General features: G+C 59.6%; 12 protein-coding genes and 1 pseudogene. 9 read left to right on the plus strand and 4 right to left on the minus strand.

The annotated features are described in order from the left end of the window. Nucleotides 1–129: 129 nt before the first annotated feature. The 4 genes and pseudogenes from ALO43_RS24700 to ALO43_RS24715 form a co-directional block, all read left to right on the plus strand. Nucleotides 130–2,016: a feruloyl-CoA synthase gene (locus ALO43_RS24700; protein WP_054998238.1), complete on the plus strand. Its 1,887-nt coding sequence runs from the start codon at nucleotides 130–132 to the stop codon at nucleotides 2,014–2,016. Then, nucleotides 2,013–3,281 (plus strand): thiolase family protein, encoded by a 1,269-nt coding sequence (locus ALO43_RS24705; RefSeq protein ID WP_054998239.1) that lies wholly within the window; start codon nucleotides 2,013–2,015, stop codon nucleotides 3,279–3,281. Before ALO43_RS24700 ends, ALO43_RS24705 begins: the two co-directional genes overlap by 4 nt. Nucleotides 3,282–3,393: 112 nt before the next feature. Further along, a complete protein-coding gene (locus ALO43_RS24710; RefSeq protein ID WP_024670075.1) occupies nucleotides 3,394–3,738 on the plus strand; it encodes a hypothetical protein in 345 nt (114 codons plus the stop codon). A 93-nt stretch (nucleotides 3,739–3,831) separates the two neighbouring features. Then, a pseudogene (locus ALO43_RS24715) lies at nucleotides 3,832–4,212 on the plus strand (LysR substrate-binding domain-containing protein); the annotation flags it as partial. 10 nt (nucleotides 4,213–4,222) lie between these two features. Here ALO43_RS24715 and ALO43_RS24720 read toward each other — a convergent pair. Next, nucleotides 4,223–5,140: a LysR family transcriptional regulator gene (locus tag ALO43_RS24720; protein WP_005886769.1), complete on the minus strand. Its 918-nt coding sequence runs from the start codon at nucleotides 5,138–5,140 to the stop codon at nucleotides 4,223–4,225. Nucleotides 5,141–5,266: 126 nt separating this feature from the next. Here ALO43_RS24720 and ALO43_RS24725 point away from each other — a divergent pair, with 126 nt between their 5' ends. The 3 genes from ALO43_RS24725 (at nucleotide 5,267) to ALO43_RS24735 (ending at nucleotide 7,954) form a co-directional block, all read left to right on the plus strand. Continuing rightward, nucleotides 5,267–6,022 (plus strand): 5-oxoprolinase subunit PxpA, encoded by a 756-nt coding sequence (locus tag ALO43_RS24725; protein WP_054998240.1) that lies wholly within the window; start codon nucleotides 5,267–5,269, stop codon nucleotides 6,020–6,022. Nucleotides 6,023–6,110: 88 nt separating this feature from the next. After that, entirely contained in the window at nucleotides 6,111–6,983 is an 873-nt protein-coding gene (locus ALO43_RS24730) for a 5-oxoprolinase subunit B family protein (protein ID WP_054998241.1), read from the plus strand. Beyond that, nucleotides 6,980–7,954 (plus strand): 5-oxoprolinase subunit C family protein, encoded by a 975-nt coding sequence (locus tag ALO43_RS24735; protein WP_053480903.1) that lies wholly within the window; start codon nucleotides 6,980–6,982, stop codon nucleotides 7,952–7,954. Before ALO43_RS24730 ends, ALO43_RS24735 begins: the two co-directional genes overlap by 4 nt. A gap of 58 nt (nucleotides 7,955–8,012) precedes the next feature. Here ALO43_RS24735 and ALO43_RS24740 read toward each other — a convergent pair whose 3' ends face one another. Further along, nucleotides 8,013–8,594: a TetR/AcrR family transcriptional regulator gene (locus ALO43_RS24740; protein WP_053480904.1), complete on the minus strand. Its 582-nt coding sequence runs from the start codon at nucleotides 8,592–8,594 to the stop codon at nucleotides 8,013–8,015. Nucleotides 8,595–8,983: 389 nt separating this feature from the next. Between ALO43_RS24740 and ALO43_RS24745 the strand changes: the two genes are divergently transcribed. After that, on the plus strand, nucleotides 8,984–10,168 hold the full coding sequence (locus ALO43_RS24745; protein WP_053480905.1) for an L-dopachrome tautomerase-related protein: 1,185 nt from the start codon (nucleotides 8,984–8,986) through the stop codon (nucleotides 10,166–10,168). Nucleotides 10,169–10,204: 36 nt separating this feature from the next. Beyond that, nucleotides 10,205–10,513, plus strand: coding sequence for a putative quinol monooxygenase (locus ALO43_RS24750; RefSeq protein WP_054998242.1), 309 nt, complete (start codon nucleotides 10,205–10,207; stop codon nucleotides 10,511–10,513). Between the two features lie 171 nt (nucleotides 10,514–10,684). On the opposite strand, the gene ALO43_RS24755 is transcribed toward ALO43_RS24750, so the two are convergent. Continuing rightward, nucleotides 10,685–11,959, minus strand: a complete 1,275-nt coding sequence (locus ALO43_RS24755; RefSeq protein WP_054998243.1) for a glucarate dehydratase family protein — start codon at nucleotides 11,957–11,959, stop codon at nucleotides 10,685–10,687. Between the two features lie 19 nt (nucleotides 11,960–11,978). After that, nucleotides 11,979–13,319 (minus strand): MFS transporter, encoded by a 1,341-nt coding sequence (locus ALO43_RS24760; protein WP_024690660.1) that lies wholly within the window; start codon nucleotides 13,317–13,319, stop codon nucleotides 11,979–11,981. Between the last annotated feature and the right edge of the window lie 77 nt (nucleotides 13,320–13,396).

Below are 13,396 nucleotides of genomic sequence, written 5' to 3' on the forward strand. Positions count from 1 at the left end.
CCTGCCGGACAGCCGTTTCGCCAGTAAGCCGGGTACAACAATAACAAGGCTGCAGCCCGACGCTGCCACGCTCGACCCGAACCGCTGCTGGCCGTTTGGCGTCTGTGTGCCTTGATGGAGAGAACGCACGTGAGTTCCGATATCAGATCATCGTTGTTGCAGAGTGAAGCCGGTTCGCCGCGCTATCGTCAGGTCTCCATCGGTCACCCGCCCATCGAGGTGCGGGAAGAACAGGGCATCTTGCACATGCGCGCCCTCGAACCCCTGGCCCAATTGCCCGACCGGCTGCTTGACCGGCTGGTGCATTGGGCCAGCGTCAGGCCGCAGCAGACCTTTATCGCTGCCCGCGACAGCCGGGGTGGCTGGCGTAAGGTCAGTTATGCCGACATGCTGGCTGATGTCCGCGCCATTGCCCAAAGCCTGCTGGCTTTCGGTCTGTCTGCGGAACGCCCGCTGACGTTGCTGTCAGGCAACGATATCGAACATCTGCAGATCGCCCTCGGGGCCATGTACGCCGGGATTCCGTATTGCCCGGTGTCGCCGGCCTATTCAATCATGTCTCAGGATTTCGCCAAGTTGCGCCATGTCTGCGATGTGTTGCAGCCAGGCCTGGTATTTGTAAGCGACGCAGCGCCATTCCAGCGCGCTATCGATGCGATTATTCCGGCGCAGACGCCGATCATCACGGTGCGTGGGCAACTCAGTGGCAGACCCGCGCTGAGCTTTGCCAGCCTGCTCGAAAAGCCAGGCGGCAGCGAAGCCGAAGCTGCATTCATGGCCAGCGGGCCGGACAGCATCGCCAAGTTTCTTTTCACCTCAGGCTCGACCAAGTTGCCCAAGGCGGTGGTCACCACCCAGCGCATGCTGTGCGCCAATCAACAGATGCTGCTGCAGACCTTCCCGGTGTTCGGCGAAGAGCCTCCGGTGCTGGTGGACTGGTTGCCTTGGAATCACACGTTTGGCGGCAGTCATAACATCGGTATCGTCCTGTACAACGGTGGCACGTTCTATCTGGACAATGGAAAACCGACCGCTCAGGGTTTTGCCGAAACGTTGCGCAACCTCAAGGAAATCTCGCCCACGGCCTACCTGACCGTACCCAAAGGCTGGGAAGAGCTGGTAAATGCTCTGGAGCAGGACGCTGACCTGCGTGAGCGCTTCTTTTCGCGCATGAAGCTGTTCTTCTTCGCTGCGGCCGGGCTGTCGCAGAGCATCTGGGACCGTCTTGACCGAATTTCCGAGCATCATTGTGGCGAACGAATTCGCATGATGGCCGGGCTCGGCATGACCGAGGCCGCGCCGTCCTGTACGTTTACCACCGGGCCGTTGGCAATGGCCGGTTACATCGGGCTGCCTGCACCGGGTTGCGAAGTGTGTCTGGTGCCGGTAGACGGCAAGCTCGAGGGACGTTTTCGCGGCCCCCATATCATGCCGGGCTACTGGCGCTCGCCGCAGCAGACTGCCGAGGTGTTCGACGAGAACGGCTTCTACTGCTCCGGCGATGCGATCAAACTGGCCGATCCTTCGGCGCCCGAGTTGGGGCTGATGTTTGACGGGCGTCTGGCCGAAGACTTCAAGCTGTCCTCGGGCGTGTTTGTCAGCGTCGGCCCGATGCGTAATCGCGCGGTGCTGGAAGGCTCGCCGTACGTTCAGGATGTCGTCATTACCGCGCCGGATCGCGAATGCCTGGGCGCGCTGGTGTTCCCGCGCCTGCACGAGTGTCGGCAACTGGCCGGCCTGGGCGCACAGGCAACTGATGCCGAAGTGCTGACCAGCGCCGCAGTACGAGAGTGGTTTGCAGGCTGGCTGGCTCGCTTGAACCAGGGCGCCAACGGCAACGCCAGTCGGCTGGAATGGATTGCATTGCTCGATGAGCCTGCGTCTATCGATCGCGGCGAGATTACCGACAAGGGGTCGATCAACCAGCGCGCGGTCCTGCAGTGGCGAGCAGACCGAGTCGAAGCGCTGTATCGCGGCCAAGACCCCGACAGGCTTGATGCAGGTCCCAAGGGGTGAGCGGTGGCGGTCAGTATTCTGCGTTCAGCGATGTCGCGATCGTTGAGGCTGTGCGCACTCCGTGGGTGGATTTGGGCGGAGCGCTGGCGAAGATTTCGCCCATCGATCTGGGCATCAAGGTGGCCCGCGAGGTGCTGGCGCGCGCCGCAGTCTCGCCAGCCTCGGTCGACACGGTATTGGCCGGCTCGATGGCACAGGCCAGTTTTGATGCGTACCTGCTGCCCAGGCACATCGGTTTGTACAGCGGTGTGCCACAGAGCGTTCCGGCGCTAGGCGTACAACTAATCTGCGCCACGGGCCTTGAGTTGTTGCGCCAGGCGGCCCTGCACGTGGGTGGAGGCGGACAAATGGCGCTGTGCGTCGCTGCCGAGTCTATGTCGCGCAATCCTATTGCTGCGTATACCCACCGGGACGGATTCGCATTGGGCGGCGAAGTGCAGTTCAAGGATTTTCTTTGGGAAGCGCTTTACGATCCGGCACCGGCCATGGACATGATCGCCACGGCCGACAACCTGGCCCGGCGCCACGTGTTGAGTCGCGAAACAGTGGATGAATACGCCTTGCTCAGCCATCAGCGAGCCATGCAATCACAGGTCGACGGTCATTGGCTTTCGGAAATTGTCCCGATCAGCAATGAATGCTTTGAACTGGCGCTGTTTCAACCGCGCTGCATAGAGCTGCCGCGCGGGGTCGAGAGCGTCACTCAGGACAGTCACCCGCGCGCAACCAGCCCTGAAGCGTTGTCGCGTTTACGTGCCATTCATGGCGATGGGGTTCAGACCGCAGGCAATAGCTGTGCGGTGGTCGACGGCGCGGCCGCGGCGCTCGTCGCTCACCTGTCGCAGACAGACAGGCCGGTCATGGCGCATTTGCTGGCCAGCGCGGTGGTCGGCGTCGCTCCGGAGTTCATGGGCATCGGCCCTGTGCTGGCCATTCAATTGTTGTTGCAGCGCAGTGGGCTGGCGCTCGACGATATCGACCGACTGGAAATCAACGAGGCACAGGCCGCTCAGGTGCTGGCCGTGGCGCAGACACTGGAACTGGACATTGAAAGGCTCAATTGTCAGGGCGGCTCACTGGGTATCGGCCATCCGCTGGCTGCCACCGGGCTGCGGCTGGTCATGACCCTGGCCCGTCAGTTGCGCGAAGAAAACCTGCGTTACGGTATTGCTGCTGCCTGTGTGGGCGGAGGGCAGGGCATGGCGCTGCTGATCGAGAACCCTCTGTATCGAGCCTTCCCGGAACGCGACCGATTGTCCGCGTAAACCTGTTTATACCTCCATAAACACTGCGCATGATGCATGTCATCTTTTACCGCTTGACCGAATCATGATGAAGGGCGACTCTCGCGCCTTTGGAACACCACGGAACCTGTCTATGCGTGCCCTCGCTGAGCTATCTTTCGATTTCGTCTGGCATTTGATGTTCACGGATGCTGATCAGCTCGACCAGGATCTGGCAGTGCGCTCGCTGGAAGGTCTGTCCGACTACTTTTCAGCAATGTCCGACGAAGAGAAAAGGGCGTTCATCGCCGTGGCGCATGAGCGCAAGGCACGATTGCTGACGGTGCCTGATACCGTTGGCTACGCTCCAGTGAAACGGGTCACCGAAGACCAGGCGCAGTTTCTAGATCACGTTGTTTCGGGGCAGTTCTTTCAGCAGTTCGAAGAGCCTTTGGTGGTTGATCCGGGCGACTGCGTGGTACCGATCCGCAGCCGCTGAAGGGCTCAAGCAGCGGTTTATTGCGCCGCAGATCCCGGCAGCCTGACGATGACCTTGATTTCGAAGTCAAAACCGTAAAGCCAGGTAACTTGAGATTCGGCACATCGTATTGTCGGGTATCTGTGGGCGCGAACCGGCAAGGCGCTGCCCTATGCCATGCACCGCAGTGGCGAACAGGTCCATATTCAGGGCCGCTACACGCTGGCCGTGGATGACGGCAACGCCTATATCGCTGCCGGACTTGCCGGGATGGGCATTCTCTGGCTACCCGATTACATGGCTCGACGGCATCTGGCGCGAGGCGATCTTGTCCGGTTGTTCGAGGATTGGCAGCTGGACAGCATGCCGATGTATGTGGCCTTTCCCCCCAATCGGCATGTCAGCATCAAGGTGCGGGTGTTTATCGACTGGGTGAGCGAAGTGATGGCTCAGCACGGACCGCTTGGCAAGCGTTCCAAGGCCGATCAGGCATAGCGCGATGCGTTCAACGCCGCGCCGAGAGTTGTTGAGGAGCCAGAAACGCGTCGTGGAAATAGTTGCGGAAGGCCTGCATCGCCGGGCTCAATTCGCGCCCGCGGTGCCAGGCCAGCCCAACGCTCATGGGCGTTACCTGGTCGGTCACGGTCAACGTTTCGATTCGCTTGCCCTCCAGCGACCATGGGCGATGCACCAGGTCCGAGAGAATCGCCACGCCGCTGCCGTTGGCAACCATACTGCGCACGGCCTCCACCGAACTGGTGCGCACACGAACGTTTGGTTGTTGGCCAGCCAGCTCCCAGTAGCGCATGGCGCTCTGCTCGGCTTCGTCAACGGTCAACAGGATGTAGGGCTCGTTTGCCACGTCGGCCAGGCTGACAGAGGCACGCTGGCACAGCGGGTGGTGGCTGGACAGCCATAAGCGGCGTTCCGAGTTGAACAGTGTTTCCGAGATGATATCCGGGTGAGTGATGTTGGCGGTAAGCACCACAGCCATATCGAATCGGCCTTCCAGCAAGCCTTGCTCAATCGATTGGCGCTCCTGCTCATGCACTTTGATGGCGACGTCCGGGTGCCAGTGCTCGAGCCGTTGCAAATGGTGCGGCAGAAAGTAACCGATCACGGTATAGCTCGCGGCCAGGCGCAGTACGCCGCTGGCGCGAACATCGGGCAAAGGGCTGTTCAGTGCATCATCAACGCTGCGCAGAATCACATAAGCACGGTTGAGAAAGTGTCGTCCGGCCTCGGTCAGGCTCATGCCTTGTGCCGAGCGCTGGAAAAGCAGTGAACCCAGCATGCTCTCCAGTTCCTTGATCGCCGTGGTGACGGCTGACTGGGAAATATTGAGATGGATGGCGGCCTGCGATATCTGCCCGATCTCGGCGGTGGCGACGAAATAACGAACCTGGCGCAAGGTCAGGGACATAAGTACTCCAGTCTGAGAGGTATCTGTTTTTGAGAAGATAACGTATCTGATAATAGATCTACCCAAGGGGGTAGTGAAAATTTAACGTGGTTTGCATCCCGCTACCTAGCCTCAGGAGCAAATACCATGCAGGTGGATTTCAACTCGGACATGGGTGAAAGCTTCGGCGCCTGGACCATCGGTGACGGTGTCGACACCGAGCTGATGGCCTTTATCAGTTCAGCCAACATCGCTACCGGCTTCCATGCCGGTGACCCAGGCACCATGCGTCGAACCATTGAGCAGGCCAAACGCCTGGGCGTCGCCATCGGCGCACACCCAGGTTTCCGTGATCTGGTGGGCTTCGGGCGCCGGCATATCAACGCGCCAGCGCAGGAACTGGTCGATGACATGCTTTACCAACTTGGCGCACTGCGCGAACTGGCCAGGGTTCAGGGCGTCGCCCTTCAGCATTTCAAACCTCACGGCGCGCTGTACATGCACCTCGCTCGCGATGAAGAGGCCGCCAGGCTGCTGGTGCAAAACCTGCAGCGTCTCGAGCCTGATTTGCTGCTTTACTGCATGCCCGGTTCGGTGATCTGCAAGGTGGCTCAGGAACTGGGTCAGCCGGTGGTCCGCGAGTTCTATGCCGATCGTGCTTACGACCTCAGCGGTTCTATCGTCTTTACCCGCAACGTACGCACCCATGAGCCGGCTGAAGTCGCGGCACGTGTGGTTCGCGCCTGTCAGCAAGGGCGGGTGCTTACGGTCGAAGGCGAGGATCTGGCCATCGAATTCGATTCAATCTGTTTGCACAGCGACACTCCGGGCGCCCTGGCCCTCGCACAGGCAACCCGTGAAGCGCTGGATAATGCTGGGATAGACGTGCGTAAGCCGCGTTAGCCAGCATGCGGCACCGGGAACAAAGATTCCCGGGCCGCCATTACGATCTTTGCCTGCCTTTCTACAACGATTCCAAAAAGGAACAGACATGGCCGATCCGATCCGCTACAGCTTTGGCGCCGATGAACATCTTTTTGCCGAGGTCAGTGACAGCATGTCGCTGGAAGCCTTCTTCAAGGGCCTGGCCGTAACCCGTGCGGTCGAGCGCCTGGCGCTGGATGGCGTACTCGATGTTTGCCTGGCGAATGCCTCGTTCCAGATCCGTTTCGATCCCGACCGCATCGCACCACATGCGCTGCTGAATGCGGTAAGGGAGGCCGAAGCCGGCGCGGTCGCCGAGCGCACTTTACAGACCCGTATCATCGAGATTCCTGTGCTCTACAACGATCCCTGGACCCACGAAACCCTGATGCGTTTTCGTGACCGCCATCAGGACCCGAGCGCCACAGACCTTGAATACGCTGCGCGCATCAACAATCTGGCCGACGTGGATGCGTTCATCGCCGCACACAGCGGCGCGCCGTGGTTTGTGTCAATGGTGGGATTCGTGGCTGGCCTGCCGTTCATGTTTCAGATGGTCGAACGTGAACGGCAGTTGCAGGTGCCCAAGTACCTGCGCCCGCGCACCGACACGCCGAAGCTGACTCTGGGGCATGGCGGTTGCTTTGGCTGTATCTATTCGGTGCGTGGTGCAGGTGGTTATCAGATGTTCGGCGTCACCCCGGCGCCGATCTACGACCCGCAACAGGGGCTGGCGTACCTGAAAGAACACATGGTGTTTTTCCGGCCGGGCGACATTGTGCAGTTCAGATCGGTGGACCGGGAAACCTATGATCACGCCGTTGCCGAAGTGGAGGCCGGGCGTTTCGACCTGCGGATTCGTCCCGTCGAGTTTTCACTGGATGCGTTTCTGGCCGATCCTGCAGGCTATCCGAAATCGTTGCAGGAGGTGCTGGCATGATCAAGGTACTCAAACCCGGTCTGGCCACCTCGGTTCAGGACCTTGGTCGCGAAGGTTATTACCATTTGGGCATTCCGCCCTCAGGTGCTCTGGACCAGTACGCACTGAGCGCCGCCAACCAACTGGTCGGCAATCCGCCCGGTGCCGCCGGACTTGAATGCACCCTGGTCGGTCCGGAGCTGGAGTTCCAGTGCGACGCTCTGGTTGCGGTGTGTGGGGCACATATGGCTCCGCGCCTGGACGGCGTTGAAATGCACCATGACACTGCTTTTTCTGTAACCGCCGGGCAGGTGTTGCGTTTTGATTTTCCCAAAGATGGTGCCCGCACTTATCTGGCTGTCGCGGGCGGGATCGATGTGCCGCTGGTGTTGGGCAGTCGTTCGACCTACACGCTGGGTGCGCTTGGCGGTTTTCAGGGGCGCAGGCTGGCGACAGACGATCTGTTGCCGATGGGCACCGCCAGCGGCAAGGGCCGTGCAGGCGCGAGTCTGCCGATGGCGCTGCGCCAGTCGCTGGGCGGCGAAGTCTATCTGCGTGTGGTGCCGGGGTTGTATTACGAGCGCCTGACCGAGTTTGCGGCAACCAGCTTTTTCTCCGAGTCCTGGACCGTCGGCTCGGAGGCGGACCGCATCGGCTATCGCTTCAAGGGCGGCAGGGCGCTGACGTTCCAGCCACGGGAACAACCGTTCGGCGCCGGCTCCGACCCTTCGAACATCGTCGACAGTTGCTATCCGATCGGCTCTATTCAGGTCCCGGCAGGGCTGGAACCTATCGTTTTGCACCGTGACGCAGTGTCTGGAGGCGGCTACGCGATGATCGGCACCGTGATCAGCGCCGACCTTGACCTGATCGGTCAGATGCAACCCAACCAGAAGGCCCGCTTTGTTGCCGTAACGCTGGAGGAGGCCTTGCTGGCGCGCAAGTCGTACAAGAAGAAGCTGGCGTGTTTGAGCAAGTTGTTTGCTTCCTGAAATGATCGGCGGGCAGGGCGGTCCCGCCCTGCTTGCTCATCACAGCGCTGGAAACCCTTCAACCGGCCTGTGCGGGCGTCACTTGAGCCAGCATTTTCGCGCGACATACCTCGAGTATTTCATCGGCCAGCGGTGAATCGTCCGGGCAGCTGCGCGACAGCAGCAGAGCACCGATCGCGTGGGCAAACATATCAATGGTCTGGGCCCTGGACTGCTGCAGCGTGTCGCCATCAGTGCGTTCGTCCGAAGTCTGCATTGCGGCGAGTATGCTTTCGATACCTTTGGCAAATGTCGCTTTGACTTCGTCCGACTGACGCGCGGCATCACCCCCGAGCGCCGCCATTGTGCAGCCGGTGCCGGGGTTGTCCCGGTGGTTTCGGGACAGGTAGTAGTCGATGAATTGCGCAGGCTCAATGTCCTTCGATTTTTCCACCGTCTGCTGGATAGAGCAGGCGGCCGACTCTGCCATCAGGTCAGACTTCGAGCCAAAGTGCTTGTAGAACCCGCCGTGGGTAAAGCCTGCGGCTGCCATCAAGTCAGCTATTCCCACACCGTCAAAGCCACGCTCACGAAACTGTACGGATGCGGTCTCTACAATGTGAGCGCGGTTGGCCTGCGCCTGCGCCTTGGTGACCTTCATGTATTTTCCTCGTTGTCTGGCCGTTCGACAGGAGGAGAATATAGCATTGATGTTGACCGTCATTAAAGGGCCGGGCAATTTGCAACGGTCATGAAAGAGGCTTTGATCATCAGGCGACCAACCACCGGGTACAGTGCGAAACGTCTTGGCGCCTTGCTGACCGATAGCGCGCGAGTCTGAAGATGGATGACGCGACGCGTTCCGATGGGGGCTGATCTTCGTCGTTGCGTTGAAAGTGTTTACGTATTCGCGGCATTTCTCTTTGTAACAGGAAAGGCCAGAATACTTGCCATCCTGTAGCCCACCCCAGCTGGCGACACGTTGCGCTAAGCACGTGCGCCGAGCCGAAATACCGATGAGCAGCTCTGGCTGGCTCATCAGGAGAGCCCATGCATCGAACAGCCATTTCTTTAGCAATTGCTATGATTTCCGCAGCCACGCTCACTACTTCACTGGCTTATGGCATGAGCACCACCGAATTGCCTGCGAGTGCGCCTGCCGATAAACCCGTCGGCAAGCTCGAACAGGTCCATGCGTTTTATGACGCGATGCCGACTGGCGTGACAGTCACCGAAACCGGGCGAATCTTCGTCAACTTCCCTCGCTGGGGTGACAAGGTGCCATTCACGGTGGGCGAGATTCGTGACGGCAAGGTGGTCGCCTACCCGGATTCGGCGGTCAACCAGGAGAACCCGAAAGACCCGGCCGACGGCCTGATCAGCGTGCAGAGCGTGGTCGCTGATGGCAAAGGGCGCGTTTGGATGCTGGATACTGCGGCGCCAGGGTTCGCAGCACCACGTCCGCACGGTGCCAAACTGGTTGCGGTAGACCTGGCCACCAATAAAATCGTCAAGCGACTGGTCTTTCCGGATAACGTGATTTTGCCCAGCACTTATGTCAACGACATGCGCTTCGACTTCCGCAAGGGGTCGCAGGGGACTGTCTATGTCACTGACTCGTCGGTAAGCGGGCCGGGCGCAATCATTGTCATGGACATCGCCAGCGGCAAGGCTGTGCGGCGCTTGAGCGGGGCAAAGGCAACCTCCGCAGACCCTGCGTTCGTACCTGTCGTCGAGGGCATGCCCGTACTTGGCGATGGCCCCGATGGCACGCGCAAACCAGTGACCGTTGCTGCAGACGGGATAGCACTGTCGGCAGATGGCAAGACGCTGTATTTCTCGCCGTTGTCCAGCCGCCACCTGTACTCCGTCGCTACCGACCTGTTGAACGACAGCGGTGTAACCGAGCAACAACTGGTAGCTGCTGTTCAGGACCTCGGCGAAAAAGGCGCCTCCGACGGGCTGGAGTCCGATGCAGAGGGCGCTGTGTACGCAGGTGACTATGAGCACAATGCGATTCGCAAACGCCTGTCGAACGGCGCATGGCAGACTGTGGCACATGATCCTCGCATGCTATGGCCCGATACCTTGTCGATCGGCCCTGACGGTTACCTGTATTTCATCGTCAACCAGTTACACCGTCAGGCAGGTTTCAATTCAGGCCACGACAAACGTGAAAAACCTTATAGCTTGCTGCGCGTGAAAGTCGGCGCTGCGCCTGCGCCGACGCATTAACCGGACCGAATTGAACCGAACAATGGAGAGCTGGACATGAATACGCAGGTAAAACCCATCGTCTTGATCGCAGTCCTGAAAGCCAGGCCGGGCAAGGAGGCTGCATTGAAAGAAGCATTACTTGCACTGGTGGAACCCTCCAGATCAGAACCGGGAAACATCGAATACGTGCTGTTCGAGAAGTCCGATGAGGCCGGGACGTTTTACATGCGTGAGTGCTTTGAACACCAGGCAGCGCTGGATGCGCATGTTGCCACGGCACACTATCAGCAGTTCTCGGCGGCAGCCGGCGAATTGCTCGCCACGCCACCTCAGTTAATATTTCTTGATCAGGTATCGCACTGAGTCGGGACAGGTCGTTGCAATGTTTCAGGCTGTGATCAGAGAGCCTGAAGTCCATCAACTGTCGGGCGTGCCGCCCATTGTGGCGTAAGGTATTAGCCCCGCAGGATCAACCGGGCGTCGACCAGACGGCCCATTCTGCTCAAAGCACGGACTGAGCCGGATCGGGGGTTCTCAATACCTCGGTTTGACCGCCTTCCATTCCGGTTTGTACTTCTGCATCTGTTTTACATCATCGCGCTGACGAATCCCGCAGCTGTGGTACTGGTCGTTGAGCCTGCCGAGCTGGTCGTAATCCAGCTCCAGCCCGAGGCCGGGTGCCCGGGTGATGCTGACGCAGCCGTCGACAATCGGCAGCTTTCCGCCCTTGATGACTTCTTCGTCCGGCTCCTGCCACGGGTAGTGGGTGTCACAGGCGTAATCCAGGTTGGGCACCGACGCGGCCACGTGGGCCATCGCCATGAGGCTGATGCCCAGATGCGAGTTTGAGTGCATCGACACGCCGAGGCCAAAGGTGTCGCACATCTTCGCCAGCGTCTGAGTGTCGCGCAGGCCGCCCCAGTAATGGTGGTCGGCGAGCACGATCTGCACGCTGTCGAGGGCCACGCTGCGGCGGAACTCGTCGAAATCGGTCACAACCATGTTGGTCGCCAGCGGCAGGCCGGTGCGTTTGTGCAGTTCGGACATACCGTCCAGGCCCGGCGTAGGGTCTTCGTAGTATTGAAGGTCATCACCCAGCAATTCGGCCATGCGGATCGAAGTTTCCAGCGACCAGTTGCCATTGGGGTCGATGCGCAACGGGTAGCCGGGGAAGGCTTTTTTCAACGCCTTGATGCAGGACACTTCATGTTCTGGGTCCAGCGCGCCGGCCTTGAGTTTGATGCTTTTGAAACCATAGGCTTTGATCATGCGTCTGGCCTGCGCGACGATCTGTTCCTCGTTCAGTGCTTCACCCCAGCTGTCTGGCGCGTAAGGCGCATCGGCATGCTGCGCATACTTGAAGAACAGGTAGGCGCTGAAGGGAATCCGGTCGCGAATCGCGCCACCAAGCAGGTCTACCAGAGGCAGGTTCATGGAGCGTGCCTGCACGTCCAAAAAGGCCACCTCGAACGCGGAATAGGCGTTGCTGACTGCTTTGCTGGCGTGTGAGCCCGGCGCCAGCTCGGCACCTGCCAGACTGACGGGCTTGTGTGCGGCAACGGTCGCCTGAACGATACTGCGCAATAGATTGAGATTGAACGGGTCGACACCGATCAGCTGCTTCTGCACCTGTTGTTGAATTGCCAGCGCCGGAGCATCGCCGTAGCTTTCGCCAAGGCCTATGTAGCCGTTGTCGGTTTCGACCTCGATGATCGAACGCAGCGCGAAAGGCTCGTGGATGCCGCTGGCGTTAAGCAGCGGCGGGTCACGAAAGGCGATAGGGGTCACGGTCACACGTGTGATTTTCAAAGGACTGTCTCCCGAGGGTTCAGGGTTTTAGGCTGGAAGGGGTGCCAAGCGTGCCCTTGCGATGCAGCGGGGCGTGCTCGACGTCGGATGGGCGTCTGTCACCGCGCGGAGTGGTGCGGGCGAAGAAAATCACGATGGCGGCCAGCAGCGATGTGGCAGCAAGGCCGTACAAACCACCCTGTATGGAACCAGTGGTCTGCTCGAGGAAGCCGAATGTGGTGGGTGCCACGAAGCCGCCAAGGTTACCGATGGAGTTGATCAGTGCGATCACCGCTGCAGCGATGCGTGCATCGAGGTATCCCTGAGGAATTGGCCAGAACAGTGCCGACGCAGCTTTGAAGCCGATGGCTGCGAAACAGATGGCGACGAAAGCGAAAACCGGACCGCCAATGGTCGACATGAACATGCCGACAGAAGCGATGACCAGCGTCACGGCGACCCACGCCTGCTGATGTTTGAAACGCGCGGCAAGGGCGGCAAAACCGTACATGGCGACAATCGAGATGATCCAAGGCACCGAGTTGAACAGCCCTACCTCGAAGTCGCTGAAGCTGCCCATCTTACGGATCATGCTAGGTAGCCAGAATGTCGCGCCGTAGATGGTCAGCGCTACCGAAAAGTAGATAAAGCAAAACAACAGAATCTGCCGGTCGGCCAGCAAGCGGAATACCGAAGGCTTTACCGTCTGTGCGGCTTCGCGAAGCCGCTGTTCTTCGGCAATGGCGTTGACCAGCGCAGTTTTTTCTTCAGCGCTGAGCCAGGTTGCCTGGTGCGGATGCGACTGTAACCAGAACCACACGAAGCCACACAGGGCGATGGATGCAAAGCCCTCGATCAGGAACATCCATTGCCAGCCGTGCAGGTTCAACCCTTCTACGCTCAGCAACGCTCCGGATACCGGACCGGAGATCACCGAAGCAATCGCCGAGCCACTGAGAAACAGCGCCATTGCCTTGCCACGATCGCTTGAAGGTAGCCACTGAGTGAAGTAATAAATGATGCCTGGAAAGAAGCCCGCTTCAGCCGCGCCAAGGATAAAGCGCAGCACATAGAAGCTGGTTTCGCCCTGCACGAATGCCATGGCCATCGCCGCCGCGCCCCAGGTGAACATGATGCGCGTCAGCCAGGCGCGGGCGCCGTAGCGCTGCAGCAACAGGTTGGAAGGCACTTCGAACAGCGCATAACCAACAAAGAACAAACCGGCACCCAACCCGTACGCTGCGGCGCCTATACCCAGATCGGTTTCCAGATGGCTGCGCACAAAGCCGATGTTGACCCGGTCGATGTAGTTGACGATGAACATCACCACAAACAGTGGCAATACATGGCGTTTCACCTTGGAAGCGGCACGCGCGAGCACCGTGACATCCGTGGTGTGAGGGGTGGTATTCAAGCGATGACTCCCATTCATTGTTTTTTTGAGGGATGAGTCAATCA

Origin of the sequence: Pseudomonas tremae (assembly GCF_001401155.1) — a bacterium.
Lineage (GTDB): Bacteria > Pseudomonadota > Gammaproteobacteria > Pseudomonadales > Pseudomonadaceae > Aquipseudomonas > Aquipseudomonas tremae.